This window comes from Butyrivibrio sp. WCD2001 (assembly GCF_000424485.1).
Taxonomy (GTDB): Bacteria; Bacillota; Clostridia; order Lachnospirales; family Lachnospiraceae; genus Butyrivibrio.
Map to the genome: position 1 here is coordinate 50,343 of NZ_AUJZ01000015.1, position 20,313 is coordinate 70,655.

13 protein-coding genes are annotated in these 20,313 nt (G+C 40.9%); 8 read left to right on the forward strand and 5 right to left on the reverse strand.

Annotated elements, in window-relative coordinates; translation table 11 throughout:
- Positions 1–13: 13 nt before the first annotated feature.
- Together G630_RS0113060 and G630_RS0113065 are read left to right on the forward strand one after the other, a co-directional pair.
- Entirely contained in the window at positions 14–739 is a 726-nt protein-coding gene (locus G630_RS0113060; protein ID WP_026498837.1) for an IspD/TarI family cytidylyltransferase, read from the forward strand.
- A gap of 12 nt (positions 740–751) precedes the next feature.
- Positions 752–1,816 carry an NAD-dependent epimerase/dehydratase family protein gene (locus G630_RS0113065; protein WP_026498838.1) on the forward strand — a complete coding sequence of 355 codons (1,065 nt, stop codon included), beginning with the start codon at positions 752–754 and terminating at the stop codon, positions 1,814–1,816.
- A 30-nt stretch (positions 1,817–1,846) separates the two neighbouring features.
- Here the strand turns inward: G630_RS0113065 and G630_RS0113070 are convergent, their stop codons facing one another.
- Entirely contained in the window at positions 1,847–3,619 is a 1,773-nt protein-coding gene (locus tag G630_RS0113070; protein WP_044959310.1) for a CgeB family protein, read from the reverse strand.
- 195 nt (positions 3,620–3,814) lie between these two features.
- Between G630_RS0113070 and G630_RS21855 the strand changes: the two genes are divergently transcribed.
- From G630_RS21855 to G630_RS23700, 4 genes are read left to right on the forward strand one after another with little or no spacing between them, the layout of a single operon-like run.
- A complete protein-coding gene (locus tag G630_RS21855) occupies positions 3,815–5,044 on the forward strand; it encodes a CDP-glycerol glycerophosphotransferase family protein (protein WP_044959312.1) in 1,230 nt (409 codons plus the stop codon).
- Between the two features lie 28 nt (positions 5,045–5,072).
- Positions 5,073–5,867 carry an ABC transporter permease gene (locus tag G630_RS0113080; RefSeq protein ID WP_044959324.1) on the forward strand — a complete coding sequence of 265 codons (795 nt, stop codon included), beginning with the start codon at positions 5,073–5,075 and terminating at the stop codon, positions 5,865–5,867.
- Between the two features lie 48 nt (positions 5,868–5,915).
- Positions 5,916–6,875, forward strand: coding sequence for an ABC transporter ATP-binding protein (locus G630_RS21860; RefSeq protein ID WP_081667933.1), 960 nt, complete (start codon positions 5,916–5,918; stop codon positions 6,873–6,875).
- Positions 6,872–9,217 carry a CDP-glycerol glycerophosphotransferase family protein gene (locus G630_RS23700; RefSeq protein WP_049946208.1) on the forward strand — a complete coding sequence of 782 codons (2,346 nt, stop codon included), beginning with the start codon at positions 6,872–6,874 and terminating at the stop codon, positions 9,215–9,217. The genes G630_RS21860 and G630_RS23700 overlap by 4 nt, the downstream gene beginning before the upstream one ends.
- 95 nt (positions 9,218–9,312) lie before the next feature.
- On the opposite strand, the gene G630_RS0113095 is transcribed toward G630_RS23700, so the two are convergent.
- Complete coding sequence (locus tag G630_RS0113095) at positions 9,313–11,010, reverse strand: right-handed parallel beta-helix repeat-containing protein (RefSeq protein WP_026498841.1); 1,698 nt, start codon at positions 11,008–11,010, stop codon at positions 9,313–9,315.
- A 200-nt stretch (positions 11,011–11,210) separates the two neighbouring features.
- Between G630_RS0113095 and G630_RS21870 the strand changes: the two genes are divergently transcribed.
- Positions 11,211–12,332: a polysaccharide pyruvyl transferase family protein gene (locus G630_RS21870; protein WP_049946209.1), complete on the forward strand. Its 1,122-nt coding sequence runs from the start codon at positions 11,211–11,213 to the stop codon at positions 12,330–12,332.
- A 14-nt stretch (positions 12,333–12,346) separates the two neighbouring features.
- Here the strand turns inward: G630_RS21870 and G630_RS0113105 are convergent, their stop codons facing one another.
- Entirely contained in the window at positions 12,347–14,095 is a 1,749-nt protein-coding gene (locus G630_RS0113105; protein WP_026498842.1) for a hypothetical protein, read from the reverse strand.
- Positions 14,096–14,467: 372 nt separating this feature from the next.
- Here G630_RS0113105 and G630_RS0113110 point away from each other — a divergent pair, with 372 nt between their 5' ends.
- Complete coding sequence (locus G630_RS0113110; protein ID WP_026498843.1) at positions 14,468–17,377, forward strand: Ig-like domain-containing protein; 2,910 nt, start codon at positions 14,468–14,470, stop codon at positions 17,375–17,377.
- Between the two features lie 20 nt (positions 17,378–17,397).
- Here the strand turns inward: G630_RS0113110 and G630_RS0113115 are convergent, their stop codons facing one another.
- Together G630_RS0113115 and G630_RS0113120 are read right to left on the reverse strand one after the other, a co-directional pair.
- Positions 17,398–19,284, reverse strand: a complete 1,887-nt coding sequence (locus G630_RS0113115; RefSeq protein WP_026498844.1) for a diguanylate cyclase — start codon at positions 19,282–19,284, stop codon at positions 17,398–17,400.
- Between the two features lie 108 nt (positions 19,285–19,392).
- A complete protein-coding gene (locus G630_RS0113120) occupies positions 19,393–20,199 on the reverse strand; it encodes a hypothetical protein (protein WP_026498845.1) in 807 nt (268 codons plus the stop codon).
- Between the last annotated feature and the right edge of the window lie 114 nt (positions 20,200–20,313).

Here is a 20,313-nt window from a genome sequence, read left to right on the forward strand (position 1 = left end):
GGAGAGATAGAAAATGGCAAACATAGCAATTATTATCGCAGGCGGATCCGGTCATAGAATGCAGCAGGACATTCCTAAGCAGTTTATAAATGTATATGACAAGCCGGTGCTGATATATACACTTGAGGGATTTCAGAAACACCCTCAGATAGATGCGATTGAACTGGTATGCATAGACGGATGGCAGGATATGGTATGGGCCTATGCCAAGCAGTTCAATATAACTAAGCTTAAGTGGATTGTTACCGGCGGCGAAAGCGGACAGGAATCCATCAGAAACGGCGTATTCAACCTTGAGGGAAAAGCTGAGGACGATGATATTATCATTATTCATGACGGAATCAGACCGCTGGTTGATGAGATGGTTCTTTCAGATGTCATTGTTGTCTGCAAAAAGCACGGAAATGCAGTCACCTCACTTCCTTATAATGAGCAGATTTTTGTGGTTAATGATGAGGAAGAGGGTACGACAAAGAAATATATTCCCAGAGAGACCTTGAGGCGTGTATCAACACCTCAGGCATATAAGTTCGGCAAACTCGACTGGGCTTATCATGAGGCTTTCGAGAAAGAGATTGGAATAAAGGGCAGCGCCTACACCAACACAATGATGGTTGATCTTGGTGAAAAACTGTATTTTGCAGCGGGTTCTGACAAGAACATCAAGCTTACAACCAAGGATGATCTTGAGATGTTCAAGGCATATATCAAATCCGATAAAGATAACTGGCTGAAATAACAGAGGATACACATGAAACTACTAGACAACGAACTTTATAAAGAAGACATAAAACACGCAGCAAACCTGGAACTTCCCTGGGAGAAGCTCTCCGGTAAAACAGTTCTGCTTTCCGGAGCAACAGGACTTATCGGAAGCTTTCTGATTGATGTACTGGCCTATAGAAACAAAGAAAAAGGCAGCAAAACAAAAATAATAGCCCTTGGCAGAAGTAAAGAGAGAATCTACGACCGCTTCGGCCTTCAGGGAGATACGGATCTTTTCAAGGCTATTGAACAGGATGTAAATGATGACCTCAGCGATGAGTTCCTTTCACAGAAGGCGGACTTTGTCCTTCATCTTGCAAGCAATACACATCCGCTTCAGTATTCTACCGATCCTATCGGAACCATAATTACCAATATCATAGGACTTCGAAATATGCTTGATTATGCAGCAGATAATGAGGCTGAGCGTTTTGTCTTTGCGTCATCTGTTGAGATTTACGGTGAAAATCGAGGCGATACCGAGAAATTTGCTGAGGAGTACCTTGGATACATCGACTGTAATACCTTGAGAGCAGGCTATCCGGAGAGTAAAAGAGCAGGTGAGGCCCTTTGTCAGGCATACATTAAGCAGAAAGGCCTGGATGTAGTAATTCCGAGACTTTCAAGAACCTACGGTCCCTCGATGCTAAAGACGGATACTAAGGCAATATCACAGTTCATAAAAAAGGGTGTCGATAAAGAAAATATTATTCTTAAATCCGAGGGGAATCAGCTTTACTCCTATAGCTACGTTGAGGACGCTGTGACAGGTTTATTGTTCTGTCTCTTCTACGGAAAATGCGGAGAGGCCTACAACATTGCTGACCCGGCATCAGACATCACTCTTAAGGATATGGCAAACGTTATTGCTGAATATGCGGGAACAGAGGTTATTTTCGAACTTCCGGATGCTACTGAGGCAGCAGGTTATTCCAAAGCCACCAAGGCAATGCTTGATTCATCAAAGTTAAAAGAACTTGGTTGGAGAGCCGAGTATGATATGAAAGCCGGATTGATCAGAACGATCGATGCGCTTAGAACATTGCAATAAAAAGAACTAAAAAACTTATAAAAAAATGAGTCAGACTTTCGTCTGGCTCATTACTTTTATAATGTCTACTACTCTCTCATCAAAGGTATGCTTATTAAGAACGAGAGACTGACCCTTCGAAGCTATCTCGTTGCGCTCTTTGGGATGGGTGACATAGAAATCGATTTTATCCTTAAGATCATTTTTGTCGGTGTAGGTAACTACTGCATCTCCCAATAGTTCGTGTATTCCCGGAACATCATCACTTATCACGAAGGCACCGGCGCAGAGCGCATCAAATATCCTGTTTGAAATGATGCCGTATTCGAGCATATCATCCCAGTGATCATTAAGAAGGATAGCGGCATTGTGATAAGCCGAAGCTACTTTGGCATTATCGATGTACTCGGAAACCACATGCTTGTAGACAAGCGGGAAATCTTCCCAGTGACGGCCAAAGACCTTAAGCTCATGCTCTGTGGGAAGAAGATCCTGTAGTATTCTTCGGTATACATGGCGACTGTTTCCGACAAAGAGAAGTTCAGGACTCATTGCACAGGCACCGGAGGCGGACATAACATTCTGGTCGGTACACTGTGGTAAAACCGAAGAATAGGTGCTGATCTTTGGCCCGAATATCTCCTGCATCTTCTTTGAGGCAAAGAAAACATGGCTTGCCTGCGAAAGCTCTGCAGGTTTTATGTCTGCAGGGTGTGATATTGCCCAGAACATAACGATTCGACCATCGGCAACAGCGCTTCTGTAATATGGCTTAACGCCGCGAAGAACCAAAACATACTTTGAATCAGTGTTGTCATACCAGTGTTCTTTAGAGAGCACATTTACCTTAAAGCCGAGCTTTTCAAACGATTTCTTAAGTGCAAGAGCATAGTGATAGTCTCCCCAGAATTTGGCGGAGTCATTTGCCGGCATGGCACCGCATATATCAATGCTGTCACCGTCAAGTGCTGCAAAAGAAGGCTGCTCGCGTGAGGACAAATATCTGTACCACCTGCCTCTGAAAACGTTGCGATTATGAACTCTGGCGGCCTTATTTTTCTCTTTTGTATTTATAGAAGCGACGCAGCTGGTATTTAAATAGTTTCTGCAACCGGATGCTATGCTAAGCAGGCAGAGGTCGGAAAGAGGATATTTTAAAGATGCGCTTTCGTAGAGTTCAAAAATCCCCTTAAACTCCCTGAATTTGTCAAAACTCATAAAAAGCAGATCGGTAGATGGGATTTCTTCAAAAAGTTCCGTGCTTTTGCGCCATAGAATCTGCTCATTCCTTTTCTGACGCAGGGTGTAATATGGCGTGATACCGTCTTTTTCAAAACGCTTTTGAGTTGACAATCCCACCTGTTTTACCAGATTGGAACGGGTTCTTCCGGATTTTTTCGAATAGTAGGTAAGTGCTCCGACTATCCCGATATCAGAGAACTTATAAAGTGTTGATAACAGCACACTGTCAAAGTTCCTGGAAACGGAATAGATGTTATTAAGGAAAAGAACATAATCCGGATCAGCTTCAATAATCCGGGCATTGATAGTTCTGAAATCAGTATCCTTTTCTGCAAAGGTAATAATTTTATATTCGTAATTATTTGAAAGTCGCTGGGATATACGAGATATAGCTTTTTCAGAAATGTCTGATCCCGGCAGAAAAACAAGTGCTATGGAAACGGAATGAGGATCAGGTACCTCGAATTCCATATTCCTGATGGTACGCTCGAGTCGTATGCCCTGACCTCTTCGCACTATACCGGCCGTCATACTGTCGATCGTTTTCCTAATTTTGTTTACATATCCGGAAGTATTAGACATAGAAATAAATCACCTGTGTTTTAATTATTCACGAAATATTATAATTGAACTTTGCTGTTTTTGCACACAATTTCTGCTGACTTGTCTTATAAAAGAAATATTGATACAATAACAAGGCTATTAATTATATAAACGCATAAATATAAGTAGTCTTTCATCCAGAATTACGAATTATATGAAAGGGACCGGCGGTTGATGGCTAATTTTAAATCGACCTTGAAGAAAGTTCTCAGATTTATAACAAGGAAAATAGTTTTTCCGATTTATTATAATTTAAACACATTAAAACCTATTAAGGATGATAAGGTGGTATTCGTCGAACTAAGGCTTCCTAAGCTATCAAATAGCTTCAAGGAACTATATAAATGCCTTGAGTCCGACTACGAGCTTGATCTCAGAACACATTTTATAAGACAGGGCTTTGAGGGCAACGCCAGGAAGTACGCCAATATGTTCTCCTTTTTGAAGGATGCGGCTACTGCCAAATATATTATCTTTAATGAAGCGGCCGATATTTTCGGTCTGATGAGAAAAAGAAAAAATGCGCACATGCTAAGCACCTGGCATGCATGCGGCGCTTTTAAAAAATTCGGTCTTAGCACCAGGGATAAGGAATTCGGAGATTCGGGAATTGAGGCTACGCTGTATCCCGGACACCCCGATTATGACATGGTGACGGTGAGCAGTCCGGAGATTATCTGGGCATATGCCGAGGCCATGGGAAAAGAGAACAATAAAGCCTGCATCAAACCTATAGGGGTGAGCAGGACGGATGTCTTTTTTGACAGGGAATATATCAACAAGGCCTATGATAAGCTGTATTCGAAGGTACCTTTGGCAAAAGGAAAGAAAGTGATATTATATGCTCCGACCTTCAGAGGACAGACTAAAACAGCGTATGGGCCCGATGAGCTTGATATTGGACTTTTTTACAAAAACTTTAGTGAGGACTACGTATTACTTATAAAAAACCATCCGATTACTCACAAAAGGGCTGAAATCCCGAAGGAATATTCGGAGTTTGCAATAGATGTTACCGAGCTTTTAACTATAGAAGACGTTATTTGTACTGCTGATATATGTATTTCTGATTATTCGTCTCTTGTATATGAATACTCTCTTTTTGAGAAGCCGATGGTATTTTTTGCCTTCGACCTGGAGAAGTATTTTGACAACAGGGGATTTTATTATGATTATGAGGATCTCGCACCGGGACCGATTTGTAAGACAAACGAGGAACTGGTGAAGGCAGTCCGTGAATTGACTACATCCTTTGATGATGAGTCGCCATACAGGAAGAAGATTAGAGGCTTTAGAGAGCGTTTTATGAGTGCCTGTGACGGACATGCCACAGAGAGGATAGTGAGGGAGTTTTTCGGGGCTGATATTGAGAAGTACAGAAAGAACAGATCGGCAAATACCTGAATTAAGAAAGTGTGATAAAGGCAAAGAAATGGAAAGTAAATTGATTCGCAAATGGAGCAACAGAATAGAAGAATACAAGTTTTTGTTCAGTGAACTTGTAAAGAGGGATTTTTCACAGAAATATAAGAGAACATCCCTTGGAATGGCATGGAGCGTGCTTTCACCGCTCCTTACACTTCTTGTTATGAAGGTAGTGTTTACAGCCTTTTTCGGCAGAAACACACCGCATTATACAACATACCTTTTCAGCGGTAACCTTGTTATGGCATTTTACAAGGAAGCAACCAAAAACGGTATGGATTCTCTTATGAAGAATTCTAAGATTATTGAAAAGATAAATCTTCCCAAATATCTGTTTTTGTTATCGAAGAATGTATCTGCGCTTGTCAATTTCTCATTGACGCTGGTGGTTTACTTCTTCTTCTGTTTTCTTGATAATATTCAGTTCGGACCGAGAATGGTGCTTTTGATATTTCCTATTATCTGCCTGACAATCATGAATATTGGGATAGGAATGATACTTTCGGCTCTTTATGTTTTCTTTAGGGATATCAAGTACTTATATGATGTATTCTTGACACTGTTAACATATTTGTCAGCTATATTCTACAGAGTTGACAGATTCAAGGATCCCTTTAAGCAGCAGTTGTTTTTATTAAATCCGGTTTATGTCATGATCAAATACTTCAGAACTATAGTAATTGATATGACTATTCCGTCGGCTGCATATCATGGATTGTGTCTGTTCTACGCACTTTTTTATCTGGCTATAGGGACATGGGTATATAAGAAGTACAACAACGAGTTTATCTACTACTTATGATACAAAAGTGTTTGTTTGATTTAGATAGTTTTCATTTGGAGATTGGAAATGGCAGTTGTTAAGTGCGATAACGTGAGCGTTATATATAAAACCGGTGATTTTAAGGCGATAGGTCTTAAGGAATTTGTTATAAGACATATTACCGGTAATTATACCGTCAAGGAATTTTATGCGGATAAAAATGTCACCTTTGAGCTTGAGAAGGGCGATATGCTTGGTATTATCGGTACCAACGGTGCGGGCAAGAGTACAATACTTAAGGCTATAACCGGTATTATGAAACCTGCCGAGGGTCAGGTTAAGACCAAGGGAAGGATTGCCGCATTTCTGGAGTTGGCAAGCGGATTTGATCCGGAGATGACAATAAAGGAAAATACGTACCTTAGAGGTGCGATGCTTGGGTATACCAAGAAATATATTGATGACAGATATGAGGACATCATCAAGTTTGCGGAATTGGAGAAGTTTGAGAATTATACATTCAAGCAGCTTTCAAGTGGAATGAAGAGCCGTCTCGCTTTTGCTATTGCGAGTCAGTGCCAACCTGAAATTATTATCCTCGATGAGGTCCTTAGCGTAGGTGATGGCGCGTTCAGAAAAAAGAGTAAAGAGAAGATGCTTGAAATTCTTGAGTCTGATGTAACAGGAATTCTGGTATCACACTCCGTTAGTCAGGTACGCGAATTATGCAATAAGATTTTATGGCTTGATCATGGCAATCAGATAGCATTTACCGATGAAAAGGATTTATATCTGGATGCTTACGAGGAGTTTCTTGAGACAAAGGTGCTTCCTAAGAATAAACAGGACATAATTGATATGGCGTGCTCATACGGCATTAAAATGCAGGCCAAGCTTGAGGCGGAGAGCAATAAGGAAGCTGCAAGACTTCAGTCAATCCTTGAGGAGGGTGAGAAATCTTCCGCTATTTCCGCTGCTGTTAACATTTTAAAGAAGAATTGCCCTGAGGCACTTAACAAGAAATACCTAAAGGAAATAGGACAATGAACATTTTTAACAAAATTTATCGCAATGTTTTCAGATTCACAACAAGAAAAGTAATGTTCAAATTCTATTATTGGATTTGTTCTTTCAAGCCGATCAAAGAAGATAAAGTTACTTTTCTTGAGCTGAGACTTCCGCATTTATCAAATAATTTTCAGCTCATATACGATGAACTGACATCCAAATATGACCTGGATATACATGTTCATCACATCAGACAGGGGTTCGCAAGAGGAACGGATAAATACGGACGTATTTTCTCATTCCTTAAGGATGCGGCTACTTCCAAGTACATTATCTACAATGAGGGTTCCGATATCATCGGAGGCCTGAAAAAAAGAGAAGGTCAGCATATCATGAACACCTGGCATGGTTGCGGAGCCTTCAAGAAGTTCGGAAGAAGCACGGGAGATAAGATTTTCGGAGATACTCCCAAGAATGCAAGAAAATATCCGGCCCATCCCGACTATGACCTTGTTACCGTCAGCAGTCCTGAGGTTGTTTGGGCTTATGTAGAGGCTATGGGAAAAGAGGACACACCCGATTGTGTAAAGCCCCTGGGACTTAGCCGTACAGATGTGTTCTACGATCCGAAATTTATTGCACAGGCAAGAGAAAATGTTAAAAAGGCAGTTCCTGCCAGTGAAGGAAAAAAGATTCTTCTTTATGCCCCTACTTTTAGGGGAAGAACCAAATGGGCATTTTCTCCCAGTGAGCTTGATATTGCAAAGTTTTATGAGAATTTCCACGATGAATATGTGTTGTTTTTCAAGCATCATCCGATTACTCACGACAGACCGAAGATTCCTTCTGAGTATGCAGATTTTGCCTTTGACGTGACTGATTCACTTTCCATAGAAGACCTGATCTGCGTATCCGATATTTGTATCTCGGATTATTCATCTCTTGTATTTGAGTACTCGTTGTTTGAGAGACCTATGATTTTCTTTGCTTACGATCTTGATGAGTATTTTGACTGGAGAGGTTTCTATTACGATTATGATGAGCTTACTCCGGGACCGGTCGTTTCAACAAACGAGGAGATGATCGACTACATCAAGCATGTTGATGAGAGATTCGATAAAGAGAAGGTTCGTGCATTCAGAAAGAGATTCATGGAATCCTGTGATGGCAATGCGACCTACAAGGTAATAAGAGAGTTCTTCGGTACAGATATTTCAAAATATCGCAAAAGTTCAGGGAAAACAGAGGTTACGGTTGTAGTTCCGTCGTATAACACGGATGATTTTATCGACCAATGCCTTGATTCAATCACCAATCAGACCTTTAAGGATATTGAAGTTATCGTGGTGGATGATGGTTCCACTGATAGTACCGTAAAAAAGATAAACAAGCATATCAAAAAGGATAAGAGAATAAGGCTTATAGAGCAGGAGCATTCCAATGCTGGAGAGGCCAGAAATAAGGGCCTTAGGGAGGCAAAAGGTAAATACATCGTCTTTTGGGATGCTGATGACTTTTTTGAGCCTCAGGCGATTGAGAATCTGTATGACAGAGCCGAGGCAAAGGCGGCGGATATAGTTATCTGCTGGCATTGTAAGTACGACACGGATACAGGAGTTAAGCTTTATAAGCATGGCAATATATTTCCTGAGAAGGAAGTCTTTAACAGACATGATATTCCGAAAGATATCATGGTGGTTACGACTAATGTTCCGTGGAACAGGATGTACAGGGTGGACTTTGTACGAGAAAATGGTATTGAATTTCAGAGTATAGAAAAGGCTAATGATGCATTTTTCACTATGTCATGCATGGCACTTGCCGACAGAATTTGTATTTTGAAGGAATATCTTGTCAACTGGAGAAAAGGGCAGGGGTCTACAACAACTGATCCTCAAAAATCTCCGACCTGTGTTTTTGATGCTTTTGAGAAGACAAAGGATTTCCTTGTTGAAAAGGGTATTTACGAGGATATCAAGCAGAGTTTCATCAATAAGGCGCTCGGAAGTTACATACATACTGTTACCAGCAGAACCGGGAAAGATAATATAGAGAACTTCAGATATTCATACAATTATTTTAAGGACAAGGCTTTTCAGAAACTTGAAGCTCCTGATGATATGGAGGGATATATATATAAACCGGAACGGTATGAGTTATATAAGTCAATTATGTCAGGGGATATGATTCCTTTATTCATGGGAATGTTTGCGGAACAGCAGAAAAGATCGGAAACAATAAACAACAAGCTTAACAGAACTAATGAGAATCTTGCCAGGAAATATGACAGAATGAAAAATTCTTTTGCCTACAAAGTGGGTATGAAAGTGACCTGGCTTCCGAGAACTATTAATGCCAAGTTACATGGTGCCGAGGCCTGATTAAACAGTCTTATCTAATCAGTACAAAGTGAAGAGGGCCGAGAAAAATGATTACATTTTTCTCGGCCCTCTTTCTATATGTGTTTTGAAAATATTTACTTAACTGTTACCTTAACCTGAGCTTTAAATTTTCCTCTCTTAGCGGTAACTGTAGTGGTGCCTGAACCTTTAGCTTTAATGTTTCCTTTGCTGTCTACGGTTGCTACGGATTTATCTTCTGTGCTGTACTTTGTGGCTCCCTTCTTTCCGTAAGCATCTATCTTTGCACCCTTACCCTTTTTAAGAGTAACAACTGAATTGGTAGCGGCAAAGAATACACCGTCTCCGCCATAAGGTCTTACACCGGCCTTTTTAACAACATTAGCACATGTAGCAAATACCTTGCTCTTCTTGTCCTGGCAGTTAATACCGCAGGTCTTCGGCTTAGTGATCTTATTTTCTGCAACCAATGTACAAGTGGATTTCTTCCACAGATTGATACCGGACTTTTTCGGCTTCGTAATTGTATTTCCTACAATAGTCTCGTTTGTTGCTCCTTCGAGCGCTATTCCATGTTTTTTTGCATCAGTTATAGTGTTTCCACTTACAGTATCGTTGGTGGAATTAATCAGGCATATGCCATGACTCTTTGTTTTGGAAATGTTGCTGTTTGATACTTTAACTCCGGAACAGTTCTCAACACGGATTCCGTTCGATGTAGCTCCGGAAGATGTTACTTCATCTATAAGACTGTCAGTTACATCTCCTGCATAAACTGCATAAGCATGAGGCCCTGTTACGGTTGTTTTTGTAACTTTGAAGCCACTGAGTTTTGTGGATCCGTTTCCTGAAATGCGCACACCACAGGTAACCTTGCTCGAAGATTTTGTAAGAGCAATTTGGTTGTCGTTAAAAAAATTGTTAGTATTATATGTTCCGGGATCGCTTATGATCTTAGAACTTGAAGGTTTGCAGTCTATACCAAAGCCTACCTGATTAAATTTATTACCCTCTATAACGGAGTTCTTAAAGCCAACTGCTTCAAGTGCAGTACCGCTAATATTATTGAATTGACAATTTTTAACTATGATATTATCAAAAAGATGTCCGGATACAACTCTGTGTCCGCCAAATGCTCGACGTACATTGGAGAATATACAATCGGTTACAGTTACATTTTCACAAGCATAATTGTCAGAAGGACCTACAGGGAAGTTAGCAGAGTTAGATATATCCATAGAAAAGGCTTCATACTCACCCTTGTCTTCATTGGAGGAATAGTGGCCATCCTTGAACGTACAACCTGTAACTTTTACATCCTTGCAGGCACCTATTTCAAGCATGTGCGCATCATTAGCATCTGAAAAAGTAACTTTTTCAAAGGTTACATTGGTGGCATGTCCGATAATTACCAAGCCATCTTTAGCGGAGCCGGATCTTTTGATGGTGCCGTTTTTGATTGTGATATTTTTGTAACCGTCATATTTGCCGGCAGGGGCAGGACCTTGTGTCATAAGTATGGTTCCGCTATCTTTTTGGATAGTGCCGCCATTTAGATCTATTGTCAGATTGTCTCTTAAAAAAAGAATTTCTGTAAGTTGATATGTTTGTCCCTTTTGAAGAACGATGTCTGTTTCGGTTCCTTCATTGATTTTTTTCTGTAAATCTGCTACGTCAGTAACAGTAGGGTTTGCATCATTCAACACTGATGGACTAACAGAAGCTTCACTTGCTTTTCCTGTGATAGTGGGGGTAGCAAGAACTGCTGCTCCCATCATTATAAGAGATAGCAAAATTGTAAATTTTCTTTTCATAGATTGCCCCTTTCATAAAATACATTAAAATTGTAAATTCTAAGCGGTATTATTATTATATATGAGGAAAGTTATATAAAAATTACTAAACTATAAAGAATGCATTAAGAATACTAAAAGGTGGTAATTAAGCCCTTATTTCGATATAATAGGTAGGATAGAATTTATAGGATTTTTATATTTTTTGAAGGAGAGAAGTATTGAAATACGGAGTTTTGTGGAGAAAAACGACCAAGAACATCGGTGATGATATGCAGAGCTATGCAGCCAGCTTGTTTTTGCCGAGTGTTGACTATATGGTTGATATTGAGGAACTCGATTCATTTGTTGCAGAGGATGATGAGCCGGTTGCGACCATTATGAGCGCATGGTACATGTGGCATAAATGGAATTGGCCGCCGACCAAGTCTCTTTATCCTATGTGGCTCGGGTTCCATTATGACGACCTGCAGAGAGCCCGCAAGAGAGGCATGCCCTGCCATTTCGAGTATCTTGAGAGTGGTCCGGGGTTTGAATACCTTAAGGCCTATGAGCCTATCGGATGCCGCGATCCCTATACTATGGAGCAGCTTGACAGAATTGGTATTAAAAACTATTTCTCGGCTTGTGTGACACTTACACTTCCCAAGCGTCCTATAGTTAAGCCTGAGAAAGAATATATTGTTTGTAATGACGTCGGCAAAAAGGTGCTCAAGGCTATCAAAAAGCAGCTTAAGGGGCAGGATGTCGAGATTAAGGTTATACCTCCTACGAGAAAAGTACCTTCTACTGACATGCCTTGGGAAGAGAGAAAGAAGGAAGTTGAAGACTATCTGGATATCTACCAGAACGCTAAATGTGTTATTACAAAGCGTCTTCACTGTGCACTTCCCTGCCTGGCACTTGAGACACCGGTTCTCTTGGTGAGAAAGAATTTTGATTCTCCCAGATTTGCACCCTATAAGGATTGGATGAAGTCAACCACTCAGGACAGAGTAATTGCCGGTGAGTTTAAATCCTTCATGATTAACCCTGAGCCTAATCCTACAACTTATCTGGAATACAGAGATTCAATTAACAAGGCGGTTACAGAATTTATCGATAACGCCAAGAAAGAAACCAGAAAGGCTTCAGAGCTTGTTCGTACTTCATACACTCCTGAGGAGGTTATGAAGTGGCAGAATGAGACCATGAAGATGACTCTACACAATTTCCACAAGGAAGAGCATATCGATATATGGGAGCTTGCGTGGTACCACAATTCAAATGTGATATCCAAGTATATTAAATGGCGCAAAAAGCTCGGTATGGAGCTTCCGCCCAATAAAGACGACGAAGTATAAAATTACAGCCTGCATCACGAAGATGCAGGCTGATTTTTAATTTCCGGTGTTTTATTTAATAAGAAATTAAATACATATCCACATAGCAGAAGCTTTACAATATCCATAATAAAGTACGCTACCGGACAATAGGCAACAAAGGCTGAACCGGCGGGCTCAGCAGAAAGCCATGTACCAAATAAAGCGGTGATATATACTGCGCAGAAGGCTGTCAGAAGAAGTGCTATGGTAATAAGCAGAATTCTTCCGGAGACTATATTCTTTTCTTTTATTGTTTTGAAGATAATTAAAACAAAACCTGACAATGAAACAGGTATTAACAGTATCATCGCAAATCTGTATATTTTGTAGATGAGAGTGGCAATTGTGATGAATAAATACCGCTCTCTGACAATATTATTATTTGTCATTTTATAAATTGAACTATCAATGCCAAATTCAACCAGCTGCTCATCAGTTAATGGCATATTAACCTTGAATAAATTCTCTATAGCACCAATTTTATTCATATCGCCATCGGCATAAAAGACAGAGTCGCTTACTTTTACATTTTTATAGATTGAAAACCTACCTATGGTCTTGATGGCAATTACAGCGTCTTCTACCAACTCTGAAAATTTATATCCACGAATATAACCGGTAAGATAAATGCGGTTCTTCTTATGCAGTATTCCGGTATCAAATGCTTCTTCAAGTTCAGCTGCAGCAGCACGGCAAAACTCCTGAGCTGTCTGCTCGGACTCATAACATCCGTTATCTTTCATTGATTCCCGAAGTGCCCAGGTGAACATATCGCCTCTGGGCCAACCTGAAAAATTGCTTGCGCCACGGTTTCCCCAGTCTACGAACTCTTCTTCAAGACCATTAAGACTTGCCAGATGAGGACTGGCTTCTACAGCTGCATGAAAAGCTCCTTTGCTGAACCAGGTATCCTGATCCTCGTCAGCATCAGAGGAATCAATTCTGTATAACATCCCGCAGAGCCTTGCAAATTCACCTTTGGATCTGTCGTTAGTCAGAGCGATACCGTAATGATTGGCATTCATTTTTGAAACAAAGGTAGTTGATGTATATGCTCCGATAAAGGCCAGCAAAAGAGCACACGTAACAAGGATAAAGGCTTTAATACTGCTATTTTTTTTGATAAGCAAATATAGTTCCCGGCAGAAGCAAACTGCAGAAGCGCAAATGAGGAAGGGTAAGAGCCAGATAGCATCCTCTTTTAATATCCAAAACCATGCTGTATATATAAATCCGGCAAAGCCGAATATGAGGCTGTATATGTACTTTCCGTTACAGCTGTAGAGATATATACCAAGAACACATGCAATTACTGCAAGAGGAATAAGACCCAGCAGAGCAGCACGATATAGCTTTAAGGTCCCAAAACCGGCAGGATTAAACAGAAGAAATAAATAAACAATATTGGAAAATTTATTTGAAAAGAGAGGCCTTAAAGCAGCAGCGCATAAGGCGGAAACGGCAATTATTAAAAGACCGCATCCGACTCCGTATGAAATATGAAGTTTGTTTAGAATAAAGCAAAATAGGGGATAACCTATTTCCTTGATATAGGTATGGTAATCGAACTTTCCAAGCCACTTTCCGGATGACAAGGCAATGGCTTGTTTTATCTGATGCCAATCATCAGCGCCACCACCCCTTATTGCAACATCAATGTTTTGAATCTGTGCGAGCCAAACTCTAAATACTGTAATGAATATGATGAAAAATATACCGGATTTTTTTGCGATTTTACTCATGATCTTTATAGCGTCCCAATTTCTGTAAAATGATGTATGCTGTTCAGAATATCATTATCCGTTTTTTTTGAAACACTGTCAAAATATAAAAATGGCATGCTCAATATTGAAAATAGTATACGGAGACGAATAGATGGTGATTAAAGTGATGAAGAGATATGAAAGTTATGAAAAGTTATGAAAGGTTATGAACGAATATAAAAGTTATGAAGAAATATGAAAAGGATTGCTATGAAACATAAAGTATCAGCCTGCATCGCGAAGATGCAGGCTGTCTTCATATATTCTGTGTAATGGAATGCGATAGGTTGGCAATTTTGTGGCTTATCGGCTAAAATAGAAAAGTGATTAATTTTTTAGTGAGGACGGGTAATGAAAAGAAGCTATATTAAGAGAATGCTCGCTATGATGAGCATGGTTGCAGTGACAGTTAGTTTTACAGGGGAGCACGCACTGGCAGTGTCCGAAGAGACATTGATGGCAGAGAATGAGAACCTGCAAACACAGGAATCAGAAACTCTTTCGGAAAACGGTGAAGGAGAGACAAGCGGGGGGAATGCTGAAAGTAGCCAGATTCCGGATGAGGAGAGTAATAACCGGGAGAGCGGCGAAGGCGCTGAGGATGCAGCTAAGGCTGCTGAAGCTGAAAATAGTGATTTAAACGGCGAGAATGCTGAAAAGGCGGAAGAAGGCAGCAATGCTGAAGAATCAACCAATGAAACAGCAGAAGATCAGGAGACAGAGGAACTGAATAGTTCTGCAGAGGACGAGGCAAATCCCGCGGTCTCCGATGGAGATGCAGCCCAGGCTGATGAGGCTTCTGAAGATAAGGAGCCTTTGGTAAGCGGAACTTTCCACTATGAGACCGAGACGGATGGGTACCATTTTGTATTCAGTGCGGATGAGAATGTGGTTCCTGATGGAACGAAGGCTGAGGTAAAGCTGGTTCAGGAAGATGAAAATACCGGTAATGAGATTGACAGTGAGATTGATGGAGAAGCGATAATCGCAGACGTTTTTGACATAAGGTTGTTTGATCCGGAAGGAACAGAGATACAGCCCGAAGAAGGCGGCGTCCATATTTCTTTGAAACTCTCGGAAGAATCAATGATCAGACAGGAAGAGTATGAAGGCTATTCTGATCTTAAGATGATTCACGTACATGAAGAAGAGATCAAGGAGCTTGAGAGCAAAGAGAGTAAGGAAACCTCCGGCATAGAAATACCGGCAGATAGTGATGTTGAGACCTATGTATCAGAGGATATGATAGATTCCGATACTCAGACTTTGAAAGATAATCTGCTTCCCCAGACGGTTGTTTTGGGAAGCTCCAAAGAAAAGGAATACTATCAGAATATTACATTGGATTTTGATACTGATTCATTTTCAGAATTTGCTTTGGTGAATGTTTTGAAATATGAATATGATCCGTTGATAACAGTTGAGGGCGATGTATCAGTTATCGACCTTACGCCACTGAAAGCTGACCTTGATGCTGATTTTTATGGTGTATTGCAGGGAGCTTTGGGAAAGGCCTGGAAGGTTACCAAAGCGGATCGAACAAAGTTCTATAAGATCATTGTTCCCGCCGGAACTTATTATCAGAAGAGCGATGCATCTTCTTTGAGATTTGGAAATAATACTACTCTTGTGATGGAGGGTGTTACTGTAATCAATCAGCGAGATGGTCTGATGTTTACTACACGCCAATTATATGATGATAAAGGTGAAGTGAAGGGAAAGTACGACGATTATTGCAACATCGCTCTCGTCGGAGGAGTCCTCGTTGCAAATAGTGCGTGTACAGAGCATTCAATGGTGAAACTCGCACATATAACAGGTCTTCAGTTCAGTGGCGTGACTTTCCAGGGCGGAGCATCTCCTCACATGTTTGAGATAGCTGCCTGCAAGGATGTAAAGGTTTCAGGTTGTACCTTTAAAGATACTTTGCATGGAAATAATGAGCTTGAGGCATTTCAGATTGATGTACAAAAAGAAGGTATGATGACCTATGATGTTGATCCTGCCAACGATGACTATCCTTGCACAAATGTAGAGGTTTCAGGGTGTACTTTTTCGAATCTTTACAGAGGTTTCGGAAGCCACGGTGCAATCGCCGGTCCCGTGTACTATACCAACATCAACGTTCATAATTGCACTTTTGATAACATAATAAATACCGCAATAATGTGTACGATGTGGAAGGATTCCAATATCGCCAATAATGTAATCACTAATGTAGGCAGAGGAATCGATACCACCACCTACTCCTGGTACACGAATTATCCAACCGATGAAGATGATAATCCGGGTAGTCTTTCATATAATTCAAACACGACTATTTCCGGCAATCAGATTTCTATCGGCGGGGCTGACAGAAATAGTGGTATTTGGGCAGGAATCCTCCTTTCCGGTTATTACAGTGCTACTGCGGGCGAGAATTATCCGGCAGGACTTTATCCTGTAAGCGGATTCACAGTAACTGGCAACACTATTTCAGGATATAAAGATTGGAATTACTTTAAACAGGATGACATTTTTGCTGATATCTATACCCTCTATGCGAAAGGTGTTAGCATCAGCTCTAATACGCTAACCGACAACTGGTACGGAATTCAGGTTCAAGGCAGCGGAGAAGCGTCGATGCTGAGCGCAAACCATTTTGGCAGTGAGAAATATGCGAGCATAGCTGTTAAAAATGGTGGTAATGTACAGGATATGTCCGGAAACAAGCTCACTATGGATTGCCCCTTCGGAATTTATGTTGATGATGAATCTATCTGTAACGGAACCTGTGAGACAAACGCTTATGTAATGGGAGCAGGTGAATCAAAAAGCGTAAGAACCGGAGTGTTTTCATTATTCACCAATGATTGCAGCAACCAGATTGCCGGAACCTATAAATCTAGCAAAAAATCTGTGGCTAAAGTAACGCAGTCCGGTAAGATTAAGGGAATCAAAAAAGGAAAGGCAACAGTTACAGCTTCCTGGGACAGAGGCGGCGGAGTAGTTAATGTAGTGCTTACTGCCAACATAAAGAAAGCCCCAAGTAAGATCAAGCTTGCCAAGAAGAAAAACCTTAAAAAGGGCAGGACATATCAGCTTAATCCCAAAGTAAATAAAGGGGCGCACTGCGAGAAATATAAATATAAGAGCAGTAACAAGAAGGTTGCAAAGGTTTCATCGACAGGACTTGTTACGGCCAGGAAAAAAGGAAAAGCAATAATAACTGTAAAGGCCTATAACGGCGTTTCGACAACAATACTTATAAATGTAAAGTAAAAAATACTCCCGAGAATGAATCAATTCTCGGGAGTGTTATTTTTCTTATTCTGTTTATTTCTTTTTTTCATCTTGTACATCTGTTCATCGGCCATGGCAATGATCTTATCAAGATCTAGGAACTCATCGAATATCGTCGAGTATGCGCCATAGCTTGAAGATACGGTGTAGCCAAGCTTTTCGCTTTCTTCCTTAAGTTTTTCCTCCATCTTCGCTATAATATCGCAGCTGTTGCACTCGCCGGGCACCAGGGCAAGCATTTCATCACCGCCGAATCTGACACAAAGAGAACCTTTAGGACATACGGATTTAAGCACCTTAGCAACTGTAGCTATTGCACGGTCGCCTGCAGCGTGACCGAGATTGTCGTTTATCTCTTTCAGGCCGTTTAAGTCGGTCATGATGATTGTGAGCTTCTGGCCGGAATTCTGAGGAGCATCTTTGAGCTCTTCAAGCTTTGAAAGAAACGCCAGTCTATTGTAGAGACCGGTGAGGGCATCATTTTGATACATCCTCTGAATCTTATCACGAAGATATTTCTGGTAGCGGATGGTTACATAACCGCCAAAGCCCATTCCGAGACAGTTTGTAAGGCTCGGAGTTCTCGAATAATCTATGAGGTCGTACCGGTTGAAGGAATAGCATACAAAACCGATATCTTTTCCCATATACTCAAGAACATTGAAGATAATGGGATAACCTCTCTCCATGATATCATCGAGATTTGGGATGATATCCTCTTCATTGTACGGGAAAATCTCGTCAGTGTCGCTGTAGGAGTTATAGATGACGCTCCTGGTGGTCTTTTCCATGTCTTCGAGGAAATAATTGTTCTCGATGTTAAAGCAAGCATCTTCCACAATAAGGCACATATTTTTGGTGATGGAGTTCGTAACTGAATTGGAAAGGTGCCAAATGCAGTCGGCCATCGTGTCACTAGCCATGATGTTGGAAGTGAGATCCTGCATAATATATACGTCATCCTGATGATGGTAGAATCTGTTGTTAAAGCCCTGAACAGTAGACATCCAGTTAATCTGGCAGCGAGGACAGCCGCAGGACTCGTTGGCCATGAAACTGGGAGTTATCCACTCGGTAATGTTTTTTTCGCCGCGAAGAACGCCGTTTATAACTTTCATGACGGTATTTGCAAGAGTTGCACTGTCACAGATAGCGGTCGTGATTCCGGGAGAGGATAAAAAGGCCTCATCCAGTCCGTCAAATCCGGATATCAGAACCTGATCGGGAGTATTAATTCCGTGAGAACTAAAGACATCACAGACATTTATCGCCATGATATCGTTGGCACAGATAACAGCGTCCGGAATGACATCCCTTTTAAGCAGCTCCTTGGCAGCAGCTCTTGAAGGAATCGACCAGAAATCCCCGTAGCTTACCATGCTGTTATCAAAGGTGAAACCATTTTCCTCAATGACTTTTTTGAAAACTTCAAGCCTCTCATTTGAGAATTCGCTGTCCGGTTTTCCGGCCATAAAATGAGGATGTTTAGGCTTGTGGAACTCAATTATGTGCCTTACTATGGCTTCAAAACCCTTGGCATAATCAAATTTTACATGGGAAACATTATCATATTCGCCGTCAACGATGATGGCGGGAACCTCATGACTGTTAGCCTTGTCGATGATTCGTTCGACGAGCTCACGACATTTGATCTTTTCATCCATGATAATAATGGCATCGACTTTGTCATAAGGAATAAGGTCAAAAACAGATGCTTCTGCGAGATGGGCATTGCCGACATTGCCTATTTCGGCATTCATGGCATAGATAAACAGACGGCTGTCAGCTGCCTTCAAGAGCTCATTGAGTTCTGCTGTAAAACTGAAGACCTGAGAGTCGTATATTCTATATGTGCATAGAGCTATTATCTTCTTGCCAGCTATCATATGCCCTCACAAAAGTTACGCTGATAATCGGAAAAAATCATTTTTCCATTTAATATATTATCATATAAAAATCTGCATAGTATCAATATTTATTAGATTTTAATTATTTTAGCGTTTTTTTATAACCAAATACAGAATGTGGCTGTGATGGAAAACGAAAACCGCCGCAAGCAGGAACAGATGGGTGTAAAAAGCTCCCACTATGTAGTAATTGCGCTCAAGCAGGTAACCTGCCTCAAATCCAAAGAAGCAAAGGAGTCCCGACAGCGTAAGTCCCAGCATCAGAAGCGGGAGTTTCATGAATATGTTTCGCATCGCATGCAGGAAATCCTTAAAGGAAGCGTCGAAGTAAACGAAACGACCTATCATAAGACCGAGATAGTACATCATAACAGGGCTGTACTCACTTTCGTCGCCGATGACATTAAGAAACATCAAGATAATTATCACATAAAACATGCCGAGCATTCTGACACAGGCGATGTCATCTCTGGAAATCCTTTTTAAAGGGATGATAAGCTTATCCAAAATTGTGTTTAAAACGCAGGACAAGCAGATAAGAAGCAGAAGTACGAAATCTTTCCAGTTTTCCCAGATATACATGAACTGTCCGAGGAATCCTGTCTGTGTGGTGCCCTGAATCAGGCTGTACACATGGTTTAGAACCACATAGGCACAGGCAAAGGACATGACTGAGGTCGCGGAGATGATCATCTCGTACAGGAGCTGAACCGAGTTATGAAAACGCTCGCTGATAAGTGTTTTCCGCTCCTCGCGGTCCCTGCTGGAGGTGACTATTTCTGTTCCGCCGAGGATCAGGAAGTCACAGATGATTATTCCCACCAGTGCCAAAAGAAAGAATATGAGCTTTTTTATCAAAGTGAAATCCGGATTAATATATGCTTCTATTGTCATGTTTTTTTCTCCTTAAATTATTTAACAACCTTTATATTTTAATGACTTCTCCGACCTTTTTTCAACCCCCGCCGCGATCAAATTGCGCGCCCCCGAAAATAATTTTCCACATGA